13 protein-coding genes are annotated in these 20,442 nt (G+C 68.5%); 6 read left to right on the forward strand and 7 right to left on the reverse strand.

Features of this window, described 5'->3' with window-relative positions:
* The first annotated feature begins 5 nt into the window (after window positions 1-5).
* Entirely contained in the window at window positions 6-947 is a 942-nt protein-coding gene (locus KA383_05980) for a glycosyltransferase (GenBank protein ID MBP7745663.1), read from the forward strand.
* A gap of 9 nt (window positions 948-956) precedes the next feature.
* Here the strand turns inward: KA383_05980 and KA383_05985 are convergent, their stop codons facing one another.
* The gene (locus KA383_05985) at window positions 957-1,766 is read right to left on the reverse strand and encodes an FkbM family methyltransferase (GenBank protein ID MBP7745664.1); all 810 of its coding nucleotides are present in this window, start codon (window positions 1,764-1,766) and stop codon (window positions 957-959) included.
* Window positions 1,763-3,028 (reverse strand): glycosyltransferase family 4 protein, encoded by a 1,266-nt coding sequence (locus tag KA383_05990; protein MBP7745665.1) that lies wholly within the window; start codon window positions 3,026-3,028, stop codon window positions 1,763-1,765. The genes KA383_05985 and KA383_05990 overlap by 4 nt, the downstream gene beginning before the upstream one ends.
* A gap of 297 nt (window positions 3,029-3,325) precedes the next feature.
* On the opposite strand from KA383_05990, the gene KA383_05995 reads away from it, so the two are divergent.
* The 3 genes from KA383_05995 (at window position 3,326) to KA383_06005 (ending at window position 6,715) form a co-directional block, all read left to right on the forward strand.
* Window positions 3,326-4,723 (forward strand): MFS transporter, encoded by a 1,398-nt coding sequence (locus tag KA383_05995; GenBank protein MBP7745666.1) that lies wholly within the window; start codon window positions 3,326-3,328, stop codon window positions 4,721-4,723.
* A gap of 170 nt (window positions 4,724-4,893) precedes the next feature.
* Window positions 4,894-5,877 (forward strand): redoxin family protein, encoded by a 984-nt coding sequence (locus KA383_06000; GenBank protein MBP7745667.1) that lies wholly within the window; start codon window positions 4,894-4,896, stop codon window positions 5,875-5,877.
* Window positions 5,849-6,715: a BtpA/SgcQ family protein gene (locus KA383_06005; protein ID MBP7745668.1), complete on the forward strand. Its 867-nt coding sequence runs from the start codon at window positions 5,849-5,851 to the stop codon at window positions 6,713-6,715. The genes KA383_06000 and KA383_06005 overlap by 29 nt, the downstream gene beginning before the upstream one ends.
* A 17-nt stretch (window positions 6,716-6,732) precedes the next feature.
* On the opposite strand, the gene KA383_06010 is transcribed toward KA383_06005, so the two are convergent.
* Window positions 6,733-7,656, reverse strand: coding sequence for a DUF72 domain-containing protein (locus KA383_06010; GenBank protein ID MBP7745669.1), 924 nt, complete (start codon window positions 7,654-7,656; stop codon window positions 6,733-6,735).
* Window positions 7,657-7,760: 104 nt separating this feature from the next.
* On the opposite strand from KA383_06010, the gene KA383_06015 reads away from it, so the two are divergent.
* Complete coding sequence (locus KA383_06015) at window positions 7,761-9,578, forward strand: hypothetical protein (protein MBP7745670.1); 1,818 nt, start codon at window positions 7,761-7,763, stop codon at window positions 9,576-9,578.
* A 193-nt stretch (window positions 9,579-9,771) separates the two neighbouring features.
* Here KA383_06015 and KA383_06020 read toward each other — a convergent pair whose 3' ends face one another.
* The 4 genes from KA383_06020 to KA383_06035 all read right to left on the reverse strand — a co-directional run bounded on the left by KA383_06020 (window position 9,772) and on the right by KA383_06035 (window position 15,741).
* Window positions 9,772-11,874 (reverse strand): HlyD family efflux transporter periplasmic adaptor subunit, encoded by a 2,103-nt coding sequence (locus KA383_06020; GenBank protein MBP7745671.1) that lies wholly within the window; start codon window positions 11,872-11,874, stop codon window positions 9,772-9,774.
* A 6-nt stretch (window positions 11,875-11,880) separates the two neighbouring features.
* Entirely contained in the window at window positions 11,881-13,248 is a 1,368-nt protein-coding gene (locus KA383_06025; protein MBP7745672.1) for an HlyD family efflux transporter periplasmic adaptor subunit, read from the reverse strand.
* Between the two features lies 1 nt (window position 13,249).
* A complete protein-coding gene (locus KA383_06030) occupies window positions 13,250-14,101 on the reverse strand; it encodes an HlyD family efflux transporter periplasmic adaptor subunit (protein ID MBP7745673.1) in 852 nt (283 codons plus the stop codon).
* A 137-nt stretch (window positions 14,102-14,238) separates the two neighbouring features.
* Window positions 14,239-15,741, reverse strand: coding sequence for a TolC family protein (locus KA383_06035; GenBank protein MBP7745674.1), 1,503 nt, complete (start codon window positions 15,739-15,741; stop codon window positions 14,239-14,241).
* Window positions 15,742-15,988: 247 nt separating this feature from the next.
* Between KA383_06035 and KA383_06040 the strand changes: the two genes are divergently transcribed.
* Window positions 15,989-20,344: a DUF4347 domain-containing protein gene (locus tag KA383_06040; GenBank protein MBP7745675.1), complete on the forward strand. Its 4,356-nt coding sequence runs from the start codon at window positions 15,989-15,991 to the stop codon at window positions 20,342-20,344.
* The last annotated feature ends 98 nt before the right edge of the window (window positions 20,345-20,442 follow it).

A 20,442-nucleotide genomic window follows, 5' to 3' on the forward strand; every position in this document is an offset into this window, starting at 1 on the left:
CAAGCGTGGCGGACGAGCCGCTCATTTCCGTAGTGACGCCCTCCTTCAACCAGGGGCGCTACATCGAGCGCTGCATCCGCAGTGTGCTCGCGCAGGACTATCCGCAGTTTGAGCACATCGTGTTCGACAATTGCTCGACGGACGACACACCTGCCATTCTGCGGCGCTATCCGCACGTGCAGTGGGTCAGCGAGCCGGACCGCGGGCAGAGCCACGCGCTGAACAAGGGCCTCCGCCGGGCGCGCGGCGACATCATCGCCTGGATCAACGCGGACGACGCCTACGAACCGGGCGCCTTCCGCGTCGCGGCCCGGGAGCTGGCGAACGGGACCGGCGTGCGTGCCATCGCCGGCCGCGTGCACTTCGTCGATGAGCAGGATCGCATCCTGCGCACGGGGACGCCGAACATCGCCACGCTCGACCAGATGATCGCCTTCTGGACGCTCGGCTTCAGCCTGGAGCAGTGCGGCGTGCTGTTCCGGCGCGAAGTGCTCGACGAGATCGGGCTGCTGGACGAACGATTGCACTACGCGATGGATTACGAATTCTTCCTGCGACTCGTGGCTCGGCAGCCGCTCAAGCTCGTGGACGACGTGCTGGCGCGGTTCACATTGCAGGCGGACAGCAAGACGGGGCGGCTGCGGCGCGGGCCGGCGTTTGTGTACGAGCGGCGGCGCGTGTCCGCGGCGTACTGGGGGTCGCCGGCGAGTCGCGGTTACTGGCGCCGCCGCTGGGCGTGCGACCGCCATCTTGCGGACCACTTCGCGAACACGGTTCTGCGGGCGCACCAGGACGAGGACCGCCTGGACTGGCGGGCGCTGGGGCGAATGGTACGGTGGTGGCCGACGCGCTTGCTCGAGCGGCACGTACTCGGCGTCTTGGCTGAGCGAGTGCTGGGACGGCGGATGGCCGCCGCGATGCGCGGGGCCGTACTTCGTAGCACATGAGGGGCGCGGTCAGTTCGTTCCCGACAACACAGGTGCCGCACCCGCGTCCGCGGCGGCCCCCGGCTGTTGACGTTGCCACGTCTTGAGCGGTCGTGCCAGGCGGAAGAAGACGCCGTCTACCTGGAGCAGTTGGCCGGTCCGGTCGTTAGCGAAGCCCGGTTCGAGCGACATGAGCGTGAAGCCGTGGTCGGCGATCAGCTCGCAGAGTTGCGGAAAGAGCATCTGGCCACCGTAGAGCTCGACCAGTGACATTTCCAGTTGCAGCCCGGCGATCTGGGGTAGGGTCCGGGCGGCGCCCGCCAGCACGTCCTGCTCGTAACCCTGCGTATCGATCTTCATGAACACGTTGGCGGCGTCGCGGCGATATTCATCGAACAGCGCGTCGAGGCGACGCACGGTCACCGTTTCGGTGCCGACGTACGCCGAATGCGGGGCGGCTTCCAGGTGCGCCGGCTGCATGTCGCGCAGTGAGCTGCTGTGCATGTTGCCGGCCACGTGCATGACCGCGCGGCCGTCGCGGTCACCCAGCGCGACGTTCACCGTCTCCCACCGCGGGTCGTCGGCCGCGCTTTCCCGCAGCTTCGCAAACGACGCGGACAGGGGCTCGAAGGATACGACTCGCCCCGTGTATCCCCGCGCGCGCAGCGTCTGCACGTACTCACCCGTGTCGGCGCCCACGTCCAGCAGCAGGTCGATCTCGAAATTCGCCAGCAGCCGCGCCCGCCGGCGGATCGTCAGCGGCGGATACTCGACGAGGTCGTAACCCTGTCGGCGAGCGAAGCGACGAACCAGGTGTCGAAGCGGTGTCTTCCAACTCACGTTCGCGCACTCCCGACGACGCATTCTGGCCGGCGGTCCGCCGCGCTGTCCGCGCTTGACCTCCGTGCCATGCCGTCGCCGGGCGACGCTTCCTGTAAGTCGGGCCAGATGCTGTCAATGTCCACGCGCGTCCGCGCGCGGCGCTCGCAGATTTCCGCAGCCTCGCGGCCCCACGCCAGCCGCGCGGATGAATCATCGATCAGTCGGTTCATCGCCGCGGCCAGGGCGCCCGGCCGGCTGCGGTCGAAGAGCACCCCGCCCCCCTCGGCCGCCACGATCTCGGCGAAGCCAGCGTAAACCTCCGGCGGCGCGTGCCGGGGAACCAGCGCCGGTCGTCCGCAGCTCAACCCCTCCTGCAGCACATTGGGGAACGTGTCGTAGTGACTGGTCGAGAGCACGCAATCCGCCGCGGCGTACCACGGGGCCATGTCGCGCTGCGCGCCGACCAGGTGCACGCGACCCGCCACGCCGAGCGCATCGGCCAGCCGCGCCAGCCGCATGCGTTCCGGCCCGTCGCCGGCGATGACCAGGTGGCCGCGGCCGTGCACGGACGGCAGGGCGCGAATCGCGAGGTCAAACGCCTTGTTCAGATCGCACACGCCGGCGGCCAGGAAGGCGAGGACATTGTCATTCAGGCCGAGGGTGCGGCGCTGCGCGGCGCGCCGGGCCGGATCCACGGGCTGGGGTCCGGGGCCGTAGGGCAGCACTGCCACCCGCGCGCGTGCGGACGGGTGAAACGTGAGCACCTCATCGCGCGTGGATTCTGTCGGTGTGAGAACCAGGTTGGCCAGCGCGAAGGCCAGGTGCTCGGCGTGGGTGATGCCCGCGAAATCGACCCGCCGCCAGAACGTCGGCGGCCGGTGTAACAGCCAGGTGAACGGCAGGCAGTTGTGCAGGAGGCAGGGCAGCTTGTAGATCACTGGCACGTCGGGCCAGGCGCGCTTCGCGGCGATGACCCAGTGCGGGCTCAGCGCCAGGAACGCGACCCGCGGCGCGGGCAGACGTCGTAACTGCCGCAGAAGTTGCGCTCCCACCCGCCAATGGCGCACCCGCCACAGCAGGGGCTCAACCGGCACCGGCACGTTGAATTCCCGAGCGTCGTCCGGCACGGCCGCGGGCGCGTCGGGTGCCGTCGTGGTCCCCAGCAGGAGCGTGCTGCGGCGAGGCTCCGAGGCCGCGATGACGCGGCGGGCGAACGCAAGGGCGCCGCCCCAGCCGTCCACGTCGGTGAAACAGCCGACGTAGAGGTCTCTGGGCGTCATGGTGCCGGGGGACCGCATCGAGCTCGCTTGCCCTCTTGGGTGCCGCGGTTCGGTGTAGAGTACATCCGCTATATCGACCCGCCCGGCATGCGAGTTCGTTTGGCGGAGCGGATCAGGTGCGGTCGCCAGCCGCCGCGCTGCGGGCCCGATATAATGTGCTCTGACGCGGCGCCGACGGAGTGCCGCCGTCGTCCGCGCCGCCAGTTGTGCGCAGGCGTCGCCGTGGTGCGCGGTCCGCCGCGGCCAATGTCGCTCGCGAGCTTGGAATCCCCGCATTATCCTCCGCCCGAGAGGTGCATGACCAAGCCCATCACAGTTCGACCCGGCCCGACCCTGCAAGCGGGCGAAATGCCGGTCGTGTCGCCGGTCCCGGCGGCGCCGGACCGGCCGTCGCGCCTGCCGGCGGAGTTGGTTCGCGCGAGCCTGCGCAATTCGATCAAGGACGCGGTGGCGTGGTCGGTCATGTACGGCGCGGGCACGAGTTACGTGACACCCTATATCGTGTTGGGCGGCAAGGACCTCCTGTACATCGCAGCGTTTGCCGGACTGCCCGCGCTGGCGGGGGCGCTGCTGCAGTGGCTGTCCGCCAACGTGACCGACATGGTCGGGCACCGCAACCGCATCATCGTTCCCACCGCGTTCCTGCAGGCGCTCACCTGGCTGCCGATGTGCATGGCGATCTTCCTGCCGTTCGACGCCGTGGGCTACTGGGTTGTGCTGGCGGCGTTCGTGGTCAATATTGCGCTGGCGAACTTCGCCGGTCCGCCGTGGCAGAGCATCATGGGGGACCTGGTGCCGCCCGAGCGGCGGGGGCGCTATTTCGGGATCCGTACGGCGTTGTCCGGCGCCGTGCAGGTGGGCGCGTTTTTCGGGGCGGGCGCCTGGCTGACCTGGTGCACGGAGCGCGGCGGGTGGGCCCCGTGGGGGCTCAGCGGCCGTAATTTCGGCTTTCTGGTGCTGTTTGCGATCGCCGGCGTGGCGCGCTTTGTCTCGGCGTGGTACTTGAGCCGCGTGCACGAGCCGGAGTACCGGCAGGTGGCGACCGATCGCTTCAGCCTGCTGGATTTCATCCGCCGGGCACCGCGGGCACACTTCGGGCGGTTCGTGTTCTACTGCATGATCATCAACGCCGGACTCGGCGCGGTCGTACCGTTCCTCGGCTGGTACCTGCTCGGGCAGTTGCAGTTCACGCCGGCGGCGTTCGCGGCCGTGCTGGCGATGAGCCAGCTCTCCGGCGTGCTCACGCAGCCGCTGTGGGGGCGATTGGTGGACCGGCTTGGCAGCAAGCGCGTGCTGGCCATCGGCGGGATCGGTCTGGTTTTCGTGCCGCTGCTGCTGCTGGTTTGCCGCGACTTCTGGGCATTCATGGTCGTGATGGCGTACGAGGGGGTGCTGAACGCGGCCTTCTCGAATGCGGTGGGTAACTACCTGTATGACGTGGTCACGCCGCCGAAACGGGCGCGGTGTGCGGCGTACTACAGCATGTTCGTCGCCCTGGGGACGCTGGTTGGGAGCTTCGGCGCGGCGCTGCTGGGGACATATGCGCCGGTGCCGCTCGACGTGGGCGGATTTGGCATTGTGCAGCCGTTCACGTGGCTGCTGCTGTGTTCCGCATTGCTGCGTCTGGCCGCGAACGTACTGCTGCTGGGCACGTTCGAGGAATTCCGGCTGCGGCGGCCGGCGTTTGAGACGTGATCGGAGCAAAGCGGCGTGCGCGCGCACGGCATGGGTCGCGTCAGAAGTTGTCGCGCACGGGCGGCGGAGCGGCTTGCGGGCGTGTCTGAGCGGATAGTATGGTGCAGGGCGTGTGCGGCGACGCGGTGCGGGCCGCGCGGGATGAATTGCGCAGCAGCCAAGGAGAAAACATGAGCGCGTTGCGTGGTGGTCTGGTGGCATTGGTGGCGGTGGGGATTCTGGCGGCGCCAGCCATGGCGTTGGACCTGGGGGACGCGGCTCCGCCGCTGAAGGTGGAGAAGTGGGTGAAGGGTGGGCCCATCGATCTGAAGGACGGCAAGGACAAGTCGATCTATCTGATTGAGTTCTGGGCGACGTGGTGCGGACCGTGCCGGGCCACCATCCCGTACATGGCTGAATTGCAGAAGAAGTACAAGGACAAGGGCCTGGTGGTGATCGGCGTGAGCGTGGACAACGAGAAGACGCGCGACAACGTCAAGCCGTTCGTGGACGACATGGGCGACAAGATGGGCTACGCCGTCGCACTGGACCAGAAAGAAGACGGCACGAGCACTGCCTACATGAAGCCCTTCGAACTGGACGGCATCCCGAGCGCGTTCCTGGTCGACAAGGCGGGCAAGCTCGTGTGGCTCGGGCAGGGCTATCCGCTGGTCGGCGTGGAGGAGGCGATCGATCAGATCCTGGCCGGTAAGTACGACCTGAAGGCTGCCCAGCAGGCGGAGAAGACCCGGCGCGCCGAGGCCGGGAAGCGGCGCCAGCTCATGGAGGAGATTCAGAAGTACTTCGAGCTGGTCAGCGAGAGCGAGAAGCCCGAGGGCGCCGACAAGCTGGGTCGGGAGGTCTTCGCGGCGCTTGGCAAGGACGCGATGCTGCTGAACGAGTTTTCCTGGGAGATTCTGACGGGCGAGGAGATCAAGTATCGCGACCTCAAGCTGGCGCTGGATGTCGGCAAGGCGGCGTACGACGCGTGCGAGGGCAAGGAGGCGGCCATCGTCGATACCTACGCCCGTGCGCTGTTCGACAACGGTAACGTCAAGGACGCGATCGAGTACCAGAGGAAGGCCGTGCAACTCGCCGGGGACAGTCCCGAGATGAAGAAAGAGCTCGAGGCCACCCTGAATAAGTATGAGGACGCGGCCAAGAACAAGAAGTAGCGCGCCCGTGCCGCGCGAAGCTGGCGAACACCTGCCCCGGCCGCTCGTGCCGGCCTGGAAAGACGTGCGGTGGCCGGTCATCGGCATGCTGCACCTGCCGGCGTTGCCCGGTGCGCCGCGCAACCGGCACGATCTCGCGGCGATCAGCGCACACGTGCTGCGCGATGCCGATGTCCTGGTCGGCGGCGGCGCGCAGGGATTGCTGCTCGAGAACTTCGGCGACAGTCCGTTCTATCCAGACCGCGTGCCGGCGAGCGTCGTCGCCCAGATGACGGTGCTCGCCGGCGCTGTTTTGCGCCGGTTCGACGTGCCGCTCGGGATCAACGTGCTGCGCAACGACGGCAGCAGTGCACTGGCGGTTGCGCACGCCGCCGGTGCGCAGTTCATCCGCGTGAACGTGCTCTGCGGGGCGCGCGTCACGGATCAGGGCGTGATCGAAGGCCGCGCGCATGAAATCCTGCGCGCGCGCCGGCTCTTAGGTGCGGACGACGTACGCATTCTGGCTGACGTGGACGTGAAACACTCGGCGCCGCTGGGCACGCCGCGGCCGATCGAGGACGAGGTCGCGGACCTGCTCGAACGCGGCGGGGCGGATGCGATCGTGGTTTCGGGCAGCGCCACCGGCCGGCCGACCGACCTGGAACAACTGCTGCGGGTGCACGCGGCGGCCTGCGGCGCACCCGTCTTCGTCGGCAGCGGTGTAACGCCGGAGTCGATCGGCACGTTGGCCGCACACGCCGATGGCTTCATCGTCGGAACGGCGCTCAAGATGGACGGCGTCGCGACCAATCCTGTGGACCCGGCGCGCGTCCGGGCCTTATTGAGCGCGCTCGGCTGACCTCGCCGCGGCGGCGACTACGTGTCGAACAGGCCGCCATCGCGCGGCGAACGGGCGAGGGCGGCCAGCCGCGGGTAGGCGTCCAGCAACTCGCGCGGCGCTGCCACGGGTGCGTTCTCGAGCATGGCGCGCAATTCGAGGGCATTCACCGCCCCCTGCCCGCGATAGTGGTTGTTCGCGAAGACGTACATGTTCTCCGTCTCGGTGCACATGGCATCCAGCCGTGCGACCCACTCGCGCAGCTCATCCGGGCTGTACAGGTAGTTGTAGCGCTCGAACGCCGGCACACCCTCGGCGAACCAGTTGCGTGCGTTGCGCCCATGCAGCCGGACGTACGCGTTGCGACCGAACGCATGCTGCGTCGGCCCCAGGCAATCCCGCAGGGCCGGCTGATCAATATTGCAGTAGCCCCCCACCTTCCGCAGCTCGGCAAGCGCTTCCGGCGCCGCCCACGACGCGTGCCGCACCTCGATGAAACGATCGTACGCCGCGAAACTCTCCGCCAGGCGGTGCAGCCACGCGATCGCGTCCGGCGTATACCGGAACGACCAGGGGAACTGCACGAGCAGCGGCCCGAGCAGATCGGCCTCGCGCAGCGGCGCGATGCCCGCGTTGAATTCGTCCACGGTGGCCGGCGACGGAAACGTGCCGCGCTCATGCGTGAACACCTGCGTGAGCTTGACCGCGAAGCGGAAGTCCCGCGGCACGAGCCTGGGCCACGCGGCGGTCATGCGGGCCGTGGGGATGCGGTAGAAGCTGGTATTGACCTCGACCGCATTGAAGTAGCGCGCCAGGTACGCCAGCGGCTTGAACCCCCGGGGTGGCTTGGCAGGGTAGACGATGCCCGCCCAGTCCGCATAACTCCACCCGGATGGGCCGATCCAGAGCTTGGCTCGTGGCGCGGTGCTCATACCCCTGGTGTAGCCAAACGCGGGTCGCACGACAAGATCCGACCGCCCCAGCCGCGCGGGCTGCGTTGTGGGGGCTGGTTTGCCGTTCTAAGATATATGGGGCCGTGGTTGTCCCGGCCGCCCGGGAGGTGTGTATGTCCGCGCTCGACCGACAGATTCAGACCGCTCGCCGCCGGCTCATGACCGATGTGTTCGCGCAGCGGCTGAGCGTCGGCGTGCTGGTGGCGGCGGGGTTGTGGACCGCGGTGATCCTTGTCACGCGGGCATTCGCGCTACCGCTTCCACTTGGGCACGGGGCTTGGATCGCTGCGATCCTGGCAGCGCTCGTTGGCGGGATCGGCACGGCGCTGTCGCGGCCGAGCCTGCTGCGGGCGGCAGTCGCGCTCGATACGGCCGCCGGGTTGAAGGAGCGATTGAGCACCGCGCTGACCGTGCGGCAGTCGCCGGACGAGTTCGCGCGGGCGGCCGTGCGGGACGCGGAGGGTGTGGCGGCGAAGGTGCACGTGCCAACGCACCTGCCGCACCGGGCGCCGGTGTTGTGGCCGTGGTCGGCGGCGACGGTAGCGGTGGCACTCGTCCTGCTCCGTTTCATGCCCACGCTGGACCTGCTGGCTGGGCAGAAGAAGCCGGAGCCGATCGTGCCGCTCGCGGAAGTGCAGGCGGAGCAGCGCGCGATCCAGACCGAATTCGAGGAGCGCGCGGCGAAGCTGCGCGAGCTGGCCAAGGAAAACCCGAACCTGAAAGACATCAGCGAGGCGCTCGAGCCGCTTGAATTGCCCGAGACGCCGGGCGTGACGCCGGAGGACGTGCGGCGTGAGGCGGTGAAGCGGATCGACGACGTGGGGGACCGGTTGAAGCGCGAGCTGGCGGCGACCGAGCACAACGCACTGGGCGAGATGAAGCGCCTGTTGAATCAGCTCCAGCCGCAGGGCGGCGACCGCGCCGAGGCGAAGCTGTCGCAGGCGCTGGCGGCGGGCGATTTCGAGGGCGCCAAGCAGGCGATGCAGAAGCTGCGCGACGAGTTGCAGCAGGCCGCTCAGCAGGCCCCCGACCCCGAGACGCAGCAGAAGCTTGCCGAAATGAGCGAACAACTTACCAAGCTCGCGGACCAGGTCGCGAAGCTCAGCGACACGACGCAGTTGCAGAAGGAGCTGCAGAACAAGGGCGGTCTGTCGGAGGAGGACGCGAAGAAGCTGCTCGACCAGTTGTCAAAGATGGACCCGAAGCAGCTTCAGAAGGAACTTCAGAAACAGCTCGGCGGCAAGGGACTGAGCGAGAAGCAACTGCAGCAGATTGCGCAGAAGATCCAGCAGAGCAAGCAGGCACGCCAGGCGTGTCAGAAGCTTGCGCAATCGCTTGCCAAGGCCGCGCAGGCGGCCCAACAGTGCAACAATCCGGGCAGCGCCAACTCCAGCGCATCGCAGGCCAGCAACGCCCTCTCGGACGCGGCCGGCCAGCTTTCCGACATGGAAATGGCCGAGCAGATGATGAACGAGCTGCAGGCCCAGCTCTCCGACCTGGACAACCTGCGCGACAGCGTGTGCCAGGGGAACTGCCGGCGTCCCGGCGACGGACAGGCGCGTGGTATCGGGCAGCAAGGCCCCAACTACGGCCGTGGGCTTGGCGAGCGGATCGGCAAGGAGAAAGTCGCGTACGACGTCGATCCAACCAAGGCCAAGACGCGCTTTCAGGGCGGCACGATCACGGGGCAGATGCTGGTCGATGGGCCGCAAGTGCGGGGCGCTGCGTCGGCCGAAGTGCTGACCGCGGCCGAGTCGCAGGTCCGCGACGCACTCGATGCGATCGAGCACGAGGAAGTGCCGCGGCAGTATCGCAAGGTCCTGCAGGAGTATTTTGAGCGACTGGCCGGTCTCGTGCGCGATAAGCAGGATGCCGAACCAGGGGAGACCGCCGCACCGGCGGAGAAGAAGGCTCCGGAATCGGAAGACTGATCCGGGGGAGTGTGAAGCTCCGCTATTGCAGTAGCAAACCAGGGGAGTGCAAAGCTCCGCTTTTGCAGTAGCAAACCGGGGGAGTGCAAAGCTCCGCTTTTGCAGTAGCAAACCGGGGGAGCGCAAAGCTCCGCTTTGCAGAAGCAAACCAGAGGTTTGCTCTCCCCAGAAGATGGGAGGGGTGTGCCCCCGCCTAGAAGCTGCTCTCGCGCAGCACGACGCCTTGCACGTACCGCCACAGATCAGCCAGACGCGAGCGCGGCGACGTGCGGAGCCAGAGTGCGCCGGTCTGACCGACGCGCAGCTCAGGCGGCGGGGCATCCAGCGCGACTTCCACCTTGTAGTAGCTGTCGAGCATCTCGAGTCGGCCGCGCGCATCGGGCACGACCGCAATGTCGCCGCGCGCCACGGAGGCGAGACCGCGTTGCTCCAACACCGTGCTGCGCACCGGCTCCACGAAGGTCACGGTGCCGGCGAGGCGGCCCGGCTCGGCGTCGGAGCAGAAAGCCAGCCGCGTCCCCAGCGTTACGTCGCCCGCCAGATCGTCACGCACGTAGCCGACGATGCGCGGTGCGCGGCCGTCGACGATGCGCCCCAGCACCTGGTCGGCGCTGATGGGTGTGCCCTCGCGTACGCTGTCGTCCCATTCCATCACCACGCCGTCCACCTGCGCGACGCAGCGATTCCGCTCGATGGCGGCCCGCAGCGAGTCGAGCCGGGCTTGTGCGCGCGCCAGCTCCTCGGTCTTCTGCGGCAGCAGCGCCCGCTGCCGGGCATCGCTCTTGATCACCGCCAGCTCTACGTCCAGCCGCTCGATGTCGAGCCGGGCGATCTCCGCCTGCGCGTTGAGGTCCGCGGATTCGACGACGAAGAGCGTCTGACCGGCCTTGACCTGATCATTGAGCGCCACGTGCAACTCACGCAGAACGCCGGCGCCCGGCGCATAGAGCACCTGCGTGTCGCCGGCCACCGTCGTCGCCGGCACACTCTGCCGGCGGGGCAGCGGCAACGCGGCCCAGAGCAGGATCAGGAGCACGAGCGCCGCGACCAGCGGAGCCCGCCAATTCCAGCGCCAGAGCGGTCGCAGCCGCCAGAGCTGCACAGTCTCGTGCACAATCGGCCGGATGATGAACGTGTAGAGCGCGGCGCAGAAGACGATGACGCCGAGCGCTTTGGCAAGCCAGTGATAGAGCATGAGCGCAATCGCGGCGTAGAGCACGGCGCGGTACGCCGACGCGCCGAGCGCGTACGCCACGAGCGTCACCAGCCGGCGGCGCGGCAGGGGGGCTTCAGGCGGCGGCAACGGCAGCCCAAGGAGGTGCCGGCGCGCCAGCCACCGAAGCACGGCGAGCGCGCGGCTCTGCAGGTTGTCGATGCCGAGCAGGTCGCTGAGCACATAGTAGCCGTCATAACGCCGGGCGGGATTCAGGTTCAGCACCAGCGTTGAGACCAGCGTGACGGATGACACGACGAAGCACAGGCTCTTCAGGGTGCCGGGCGGGCTGATGCCCCAGATGAACAACGCCAGGCCGGCCAGCACCAGCTCGGCCAGCACGCCCGCCAGCGCGATTGGCAGGCGTCGCCGGCGGCTGCGCATGCGCCAACTGTCGGTGACATCGGCGTACGCGACCGGGAACAGGAAGATCAGGGCCACGCCCATCGATGGCACGCGGTTACCGAGCGCCTTGGCGACGTAGGCGTGACTGAATTCGTGGATCGTCTTGATGGCGATGATGGCCAGCGTGAACGTGGCGGCCCCGGCGGCGTTGAAGAAATACGGAAACGTCGCCAGGTACGCGTCGAAGCGCTGCACCAGCCAGATCAGCCCCGCGAGCGTGAACGCGAGGTACAGCGTCAGGGCCGCTGGCGACGCCAGGTGCCGCACGGTGCCCACCGTGCGCGCGAGGAACGCGTCCGGCCGGCACAGCGGCACACGCAGGTAGACGAGCCGGCGAAACAGCGTGGCGATTCCGCCCAGCGACGTACGGCGTGGCGTGGCCAGTTGGCCGCAGGTCAGCCCGCGACCGGCGGCGTCGGCACATAACCGGGTGATATCGTCGGCGGACACGCGGATGGTGGATTCGCTGCGCAGGTGCGCAAGCAGGCGGTCGAGCGTCCAGGGAACGCGCAGCCGCCTCAGAATCTCGGCCTGCACCCAGGTGAGTTTCTCGAACGTCCCGCGCAGAGGATCATGGAGGACGTAGGTCGGTGCGCCGTCGCATTCAGCGGGGCCAAGGTGAAACTCGATGTCCGGTCGCAGTACGGGCAGCGTCGTGGGCAGGGCGTTCGGGCTCATGGCTCGTTACACCCCGCTCCAGCGGCGCACCGCGGCGAGCGGTCGGCGCAAGAGCCAGTAGCCCAGCGGCACGTTATCGCCGTAGAGCACGGCGGTGCCTTGCAGGCCGGTCTTCACGTTCGGGGCCGAGGTGGCCCATTCGGCCTCGGCGCGGAAGCAGACCTGCCCGGTGCTGGTCGTCTGGCTGTGATTCGCGAGGAACCGCAGCGTGGCCGGGTGGCTGGTCCGCGGGTCGGCGTCGAGAATCACGTGCAGCGGACGCTGCTCGTTGAAGCGCAGATTGTCTTTCTCCGGCAGCCAGATGCGGAGCCGGGTCTGCTGCGGGTCGACGACCATCATGAGGCGCTCGCCGACCTGCACGGGGCGACCGCGCCACTCGTGCGGATCGGTGAGCATGACCGTGCCAGACACGGGCGCGCGGATTTCGAGTTGATCGACGTGGTGCTGCGCCAGGCCCAGCCGCGTACGTTCCTGGGCGAGGCGGTTTTCGAGCAACGCAACGGTGGAACGAGCGGTCGCATCCTGGAACGCCTGGACGCGAGCACGCTGCAGGTCGGATTCGACGATCTGCACCTGCTGCTGTGCGACCTTGAGTTCTTCTTCCGCCACGCGCTTGTCGTAGACTGCCAGCAACGTGCCGGACTCGACCGTGCGCCCAGGCAGGACGACGACCTCGGCGATGACGCCGGCGAGCGGGGCGGTGATTGCCACCGGGTCTTTCGGCACGACCTCGCACTGCGCGACGATCCGCAACGGGACGGACACGAAGACGAGTGTGCCGAGCAAAGTAATCAGGACGCCCGCGGTCACCATGCGCGGACGCGTCGCCAGCGCTCTCCGCCACCAGGCCGGCCGCGGTGCGACGCTGCGCCACGCAACGGCGTACGCCAGTGCGAGCGCGTCCAGGCACTTGCGATCCGACTCGGTGAACCGGCCCCCGGCCCAGCGTTCCAGCCACAGCGCTGCGACCGGGCGGTTATCGACGACGATCGGCAGCCACAGCGCTGCCAGGCCGCCGGTGCGCCGCATCAGGCATTGCCACGCTCCTGCGCCGCCGTCCGGCACCTGCGGGCCAAGCTGCATCGTTTCGCGCCTCGGCAAACCGGCGACCACGCGCTGCCATTCGTCGACCAGCGGACCGTGTGCCTGTACGTCCGCCTGGCCAGAAACACCGAGCAGCCGCGGTTGCCGCCCACGCAGGTCCCAGAGCGTGGCGCGGTCGTAGCGGCAGTAAGCGACTGAGCGATTCAGCATGCGGAACTGCAACTGCTTGAGGTCTTCGCTCAGGCCGGCCTCCAGCGTGAGCTGCTGGAGCGTGGCCAGCGACTCGAACGCCTCGACGGGCACCGCGGTGGGAGGGGCCTGCGTGCTCATACTAGGGGGTCCGCAGCTCCGACAGTTGCAGCGTGCCGTTCATGCCGGCCCGCAGTTCGCCGGCCGCGTTGTCCAGCTCGGCGTAGACCTCGAACGTCTCGCTGGCGGCGTCGAGCACGGCGGCGATGTGTGAAATGCGCACCACGACGGTAGCGCCGGTCTCGCGGACGTCCAGATGCAGCTCCTGCCCGAGGCGCACGCCGCGAAACAGCGTGGACGGCAGCAGGAATTTGGCCCGCAGGACGCGGTCATCGACGATTTCGATCGCCGGCGTGCCGCGCTCCACCAGCTCATTCTCATTGATGAGCACCCGCGCGACGCGTCCGGCGTACGGCGCCTTCAGCGTGCAGCCGCGCAGCTCGCCCTGCGCGAGGTCACACCTGGCCTGAGCCACGGCGACATCGCGCTCGGCCTTGCTCAGTTCCTTCGCGGCACTGGCGGACACCAGCTCGCACTCGGCTTGCGCGGTTTGCACATCGCGACGGGCATTCTCGAGGTCGACCAGCGAAGCGTGCCCGTCGTCGTGCAGGCGCTGGGTGGCGTTCAGGTTCGCCTTGGCCGCGGCCAGGACGGCATCGGCATGGCGTTGTCGCGTGTTGGCCTCGGTCAGCTTGCGGGCCTGGACAAGGTCCTGTTGGGCACCGGCCAGCTCCGCCTGTGCAATCTGCAGGTTGACGCGGTACGTCAGGTCTTCGAGTTGTACGAGGACTTCGTCGGCCTCGAAGCGCTCACCCAGTTCCTTCTTCACGGCGGCCACGCGCGCGGAGACCTCGGCGGAGAGAATCGCCTGGTGTTGGGGCGTGAGGATCGCCGTGACGATCCGCGCTGCGTCGGCGTGTGACGCGGCGCGCATCGTCGATGCGTCTTGACCGCGCGCTTGCACGGATTGTGCAGCGGACGGGACCAAGAGGGCCGCCAGGATTGCCGCGCTGCATATCAACGCCCACCCGAACCGTGCCCTGAGCGGGCGAGTGGCTTGCGACATTGCTGTCATGACGCGCCTCCCTCAGCCGGCGGTGACAGCTGGAGCGCGTCCGGCAGCAGCGGCGGATTGAACTCGTCATCTCCCAGGTCATCGCCGGGGTCGCGGCCGAGCGTGTTGCGCAGCCGCGCCTGGGCAATGCGAAACTCGGCGTAGGCGGTCAGGTAGCGTGCGCGGGCCTTGAGGTAGCGCATGCGCTGATCCACCGTCTCGCCATCGTGTGACTTGCCCTCGCTGGCGGTGGACTCCACGGCCGCGAGCAGGGCGCGGTGTTTGGCGGCGATGACGCCGGCGAGGCGGCATTGCGCGGCGGCTTCCGCGCAGTCGATGAGCGTCAGGTGCAGTTGCGTGAGGATGCCGACGGCCAGCGCCGTCCGCCGGCGCGCGACGAGCTCGGTCTGGAGGGTCAGCGCATGGTGCTGCATGAGGTGCTGCGGGATGGCCAGCAGGTCCCACGCGGCGCGGAGGCCGAGCGTGTGCCACTGGTTGAAGACCAGGAAGCGATTGTCGTCGATGTCGAAGCGCCACGAGAGGTTGAGGTTCGGGAACAGCTGCGCGATGGCCACGTGGGCGTCCGCCCGGCTGATTTCCTCTTCGCGGTCCTTCTCGTAGAGCTCGGGCCGGTTGCGCAGGGCCTCGTCTTCCAGCGCGGCCACGTCCGTGTCGGGCGGGACCAGCGGCTGGTCGAGGTCGATCTCGGCCAGTTCGACGGTCGTCCCCGGCGCCAGGCCCATCAACGTGGCCAGCTCGGTGAGCGCCACCCGGTGAGCGCGCTGGTAGCGGCGCAGCTCTTCCTGCTGCTCCAGGAGCTTGGTCTCGTTCCGCAAACCGTCGATTTGCGAGATGGCCTGCTCCGCAATCTCTGCGCTGCTCAGCGCGATGCGAGTCTCGACTTCGGCGCCGATGCGTTCGGCCTCGCGCGCCGACTCGCGGGCGGTGACTGCCTGCCAGTACGCGCGCGTGACCTGCAGGGCGAGGTCCTGCTTCACCCGCCGGACGCGCTGCGCGGCGATCCACGCGCGGTCGGCCTGCTGCCGGGCGCGGAAGTACGAGATGCCGAAGTCCAGCAGGCTCCAGGTCATGGAGATATCGAAGGTGCGGGCGCTCTGGTCCGCCGAGAAGGACGGCTCCAGCGACTGCTTGTGCCGCCGCAGGCTTTCCGAGCTGGCCGCGTCCAGCTCGGAGCGCCAACTGGACTCAGCGCCGGCGAGCAAAGACGGCAGGAGCTTCAGGAGCGATTGCGTGGAAAGCTCGTGCTGGAACTGACGCTCGTGCTCGGCGATCCACACCTCGATGTTGTGATTCAGCGCGCACTCCAGTGCACTGCGCAGCGTGACCGATGGCGCGCTCTGCGGTGCGCGGGCCTGGTAGGCGGCGAGGTCCAGCGCGGCGTGGCGGGCGCGCAGTTCCTCGTGGCCGGGTTGCGTCGCGCAACCGGCCAGGACGGCCAGCGCCACCAGCGCTGCCAGACGTTGGCGGTGCGTGCTGCGGGTACGGGAATCAGACGTCACGTTGATGCTTTCAGTCCATGCTACCGATCTTGCATTGCTCCACGAGGCAACCGCCACGCCCCCAAGTCAAAGCGTTTATCGGCACTGGCCGCGCGCATGGTGAACGCCGGCCCAGCGGATGGCCGGCGGGGCGGGGGCGGGCGAAACATTACCGGAACCAACGGCCGGAATTGCCAGTGGCGCGCAAGGTTGGGCGTGGGCCGCCGGAGTACGCACCCGCCGGTCAGCCTCACAGCGCAAATGCACGATGAAGAAGGTAGCGGGCTTCGCGCGGGGCCAGTGGTCCGATAAGTCATCCGCCCCAGTTTGCGCGATCCCGAACGCGATGAAGTGGCACAACCCGCCAGCCGCGAACCCTACCCCGCCAGAGGGCCGGTCCATCCTGCCGTGGACGCTCATGCGCCTGGAAGAGCGGATCGTGCTCGAGGGCAGCGGTGCCCCCGAGGGCGCGTGTGCTGCGCACATCGACGCTGTTGCTGAGCCCGCCGATGCGGTTCCACCAGATGCCTTGCACGCCGTGCAGCATGCCATCGAGCACGCCCTGGGGGTCGCCCTGGACACGGATGGCCGCGCCTGCGGGGCGGAGCGCGTGTTGGCGGTCTCATCGGATGTCGAGGACGCGCACACGTTGCTCACCGCCGCTACCCCCGATGTGCACGGGGTCGTCTTCGATGCGCAGGCCACGACGCTCGCGGGGCTGCTCGCGCGAATCCGCGCGGAACTAAATGGGCAGGCCGCGGACAGTATTGCCCTCGCCACCCATGGGGACGTGGTGGGCGGCTTCCAATTGGTCGCGGGCCACCCGGTGAACCTCGAGACGATTCACCACCCGGAGATGCGGGCATTCTGGGAGGGGCTGGCTGAGCTGGTTCACCCGGGCGGCCGGATCGACGTGCTGGCGTGCGACGCGGCGGCGGGGCTGCACGGGCAGGTGTTGATGGCGGCGCTGGAGCAGGTGACCGGCGTAGATATCGCGGCGTCCGTGGATGCGACGGGGGCGCCGGGGCGCGGCGGCGACTGGGTGCTCGAAACCGACGGCGTGGACGTCGGGTGCCTGTACTTCGTCCCAACGCACTTGGCGAGGTTCACGGAGCTGCTCGCGGGTCCCACGATCGCGGACACGAACCCCAGTCACACGGTCGTCGGCGGTTCTGGCCCCGTGGTGCTGGACCCGGGCATTACCGTAGGCGACGGTGGGGGCGGCCTGCTGCTGGGTGCCGCCGTGCGCATCAAGAGTGGGTTTGTGCCGGGCGAGGACTGGCTGTCGCTGGACGCCGATCTGGCTTCGAGCTCGATGGTCACCTGGTCCTACGACGCGGCGACCGGCGTGCTGACGATCGCGGGAGACAACTCGGCCACGGCGTACCAGGCGCTGCTGCGGACGGTCACGTACGAGAACACGAGCACGACGCCGAGCACGACGCCGCGCGAGTTCATGTTCGTGATCGGCGACACGTTCGACACGTACCGGTACCTGACTTCCAACGGCCACTACTACCAGTTGGGCGATCCGCCCGGGCCGGCGACGATCACGTGGGCGGCCGCGCAGGCGGACGCCGGCGCACGAACGCTGTTTGGCCTGCAGGGGTACCTGGCGACGATCACATCGGGCGCCGAGAACTCACTGGCCGCGATACTGGTGCCGGCGATGCCGGTGAACAAGGAAGCGTGGCTGGGCGGTAGCGACGTGGCTGCGGATGGGGTGTGGACCTGGGTCACGGGTCCGGAGGCCGGCACGCAGTTCTGGCAGGGCGACGGCACTGGTTCGGCCGTCAACGGCATGTACACGCACTGGAACGTACCGACGTACCCAAACGTGGCCGGCGCCAGCCAATTGACGATTGTGCGTTCGAGCGCATGGTGGCACGACGCGGCGGACGGCATGGCCCACGACTATTTCATCGTCGAATATGGCGGGCTGGCATCAGACACCGAGGGGCAGCTCGCGGCGTGCATCACCGTCGATGTCGTTGCGCCCAATCACGCACCGGTGCTCGACAACACCGGGCTGATGCGCCTGACCGCAATCAACGAGGACCACGTCACCAACGCCGGCACCAGTGTGGCGAGCATCATCGCATCCGCCGGCGGCGACCGGATCACGGACTACAACGTCGATCCGGAGGGCATCGCGTTGACGGGGATCGACACGACGCACGGGAGCTGGCAGTACTCGATCGATGGTGGCGCGACCTGGCACACGGTCGGTGCCGTGGGCGAGGACCATGCACTCTTGTTGCGCTCGACCGACCTGCTGCGCTTTCGGCCTCATGCGGACTGGAACGGCACGGTTGCCGCCGGAGTGGCGTTCCGTGCCTGGGATCAGTCCGCCGGCTCAGCGGGCGGTTTTTCCGATGTGACCACGAACGGCGGCCAGACGGCCTTCAGCACGGCCAGCGAGACGGCCAGTATCGCGGTGAACGCGGTCAATGATGCGCCGGTGCTGGATAGCTCCAGCCCGCTGCACCTGACCGACCTGGATGAGGACGCGGTCGGCAACGGCGGCATGACCGTCGCCGACTTGCTGAATTCCACGGGCGGCAACCGGATCACCGACGTGGACGCGGGCGCGCTGCGCGGCATCGCGGTGATCGGTCTGGATGCCGCGTACGGCACATGGCAGTATTCGCTCGACGGGGGTCTGACGTGGCTGAACATCGGCGCTGTGTCGTCGAACCACGCGCTGTTGCTGCGCACGACCGACCTGCTGCGCTTCCAGCCGGCAGCCGACTGGAACGGGGTGCTCGATCCGGCGCTGGCGCTGCGGGCCTGGGACCAGACCAGCGGCGTCGCGGGCGGCTACGCGGATGCGAGCATCACCGGCGGCACCACCCCGTTCAGCGCCGCCGCGGTTGGGGCTGACCTGCTCGTGCACGCGGTGAACGACGCGCCGCACGTCGCGCATCCGCTGGTCGATCAGCACGTCGGTGATGACGCCGCGTTCAGTTTTGGTTTGGCCGTCGATGCGTTCCGCGATGTGGACGCCGGCGACATTCTGACCTATACCGCGACGCTGGCCGACGGCAGCGCGCTGCCCGAATGGTTGACGTTCGATTCCGCGACGCGCACGTTCTCCGGGCAGCCTGGCCCGGGGGCAGTTGGCATCTGGAGCGTCCGGGTGATCGCCACGGACGGGCATGGCGAATCCGCGGCCGATGTCTTCGACATCGTGGTGGCCCACGTCAATCATGCCCCGACGCTGGTCCAGCCACTCGTGGACCAGAGCGTGACGGCGGGAACGCCGCTGGCGTACCAGCTACCGCCCGATGCGTTCCACGACGTGGACGCGGGCGACACGCTGACGTATCGCGCGACGCTGACGGACGGAGGCGCGTTGCCGGCGTGGCTGGTGTTCGACAGCACGACACGTACGTTCCAAGGTACGCCGCACGCGATGGATGCCGGCGTGTACCAGGTGCTCGTGACCGTGGAGGACGGGCAGGGCGGGGCGGTTACAGGTGCGTTTGTCATCACGGTGGCGCGAACCGCGCCGGTGGAGCCGTTCGACCCGACTGATCCGCCGGGGGCGGACACGCCGGTCAAGCCGCCGGCGCACAACTCCGGCGGCCGTGACACGACTCCGCGCGGGTCGAATTCGTCCGGACCGTCTGGAGGCACAACGACGGCGGGTGGGACGACGAGCGGTGCGGAGCATGCGGGCGGCGGTCCGGCGGCCGCGGACCCCGGCGGCGCCGGCGACGCGACCAGTACTTGGGACGCTGACGCGCCGGCCGCGAGTGGTGACAGCGCACCCGGAAGCGCGGGCGATGGTCCGCATGCCGTTGGCGCGGCCCCGGTCGCGGACATGCCGGCCGCCGGGGCATCGGGGACGGCCGCGGCCGGCCGCGTGGACGATGAGCACGAGGCTGACGACGCGTGGTATCGGCGTCGGCTGGAAGAACCGGAGTGGGCCAGCGCGCAGCAGGCCGCGGACATGCAAAGTGCCATTCTGAGCGGCGAGCTGTTCGACGATGCCGCGCAGCCGGCAGAGTTCCGCGCGGCCTGGGACACGATCCTGGGTGCCTTGGCGGACAGCAGCGTGGAATTGACCGCGTACCTCCAGTCGGCGTTTCGCACGGTAACCGAGGCGGCGCATCTGTATCAGGCGTCCGAGCAGGCGCTGGCCACCCTGATGGACGAGCTGGCGCTGGCGGATGGGATGAACGCGCGCGGCCACCTGGACGAGTTGCTGGCCGCCGCCGGTGAGGCCCGCACGCTGGTGCGCGTGACCAGCAGCGAGCTGCAGGCGGTGATCATGGCGGCGGCGGAGGCGGGGCGGCAGGGCAGCTTCGACCGTGTGCTCGATGACGTCATCGGCGCGGCGCTGCACCGCCTGATCACGGCGAACGAGCGGCTGTTCATCGAAACACAGGCGGTCGCCGCGGCGACGGCAGTGCTGCACGAAGCCCGCGTGCACGGTGAACGGGAGATCGATGCCGACGTACTGCCGATCGAGCTGGCCGAATCGCGCGTGGCGGCCGAGTCCGCGTTCAGAGAGATTCGCAAGAGCTGGGACCGGGTGGCGGAAGACGCGTTCGCCGCATTCGTGGCGCAGCTCGTCGCCCAGCACGGCACGCAGGCCCAGGGTCCCGCGGCGCAGTGAAGGGCGGAAAGGGAACAGGGAACAGGGAACGGGGAACAGAGAAGGCACGGAGGCACGCAGGCACGAAGGTAGGAAGGGGGAACGGAGAAGGTGCCACG

This window comes from Phycisphaerae bacterium (genome assembly GCA_017999985.1).
Classification (GTDB): Bacteria; Planctomycetota; Phycisphaerae; order UBA1845; family Fen-1342; genus JAGNKU01.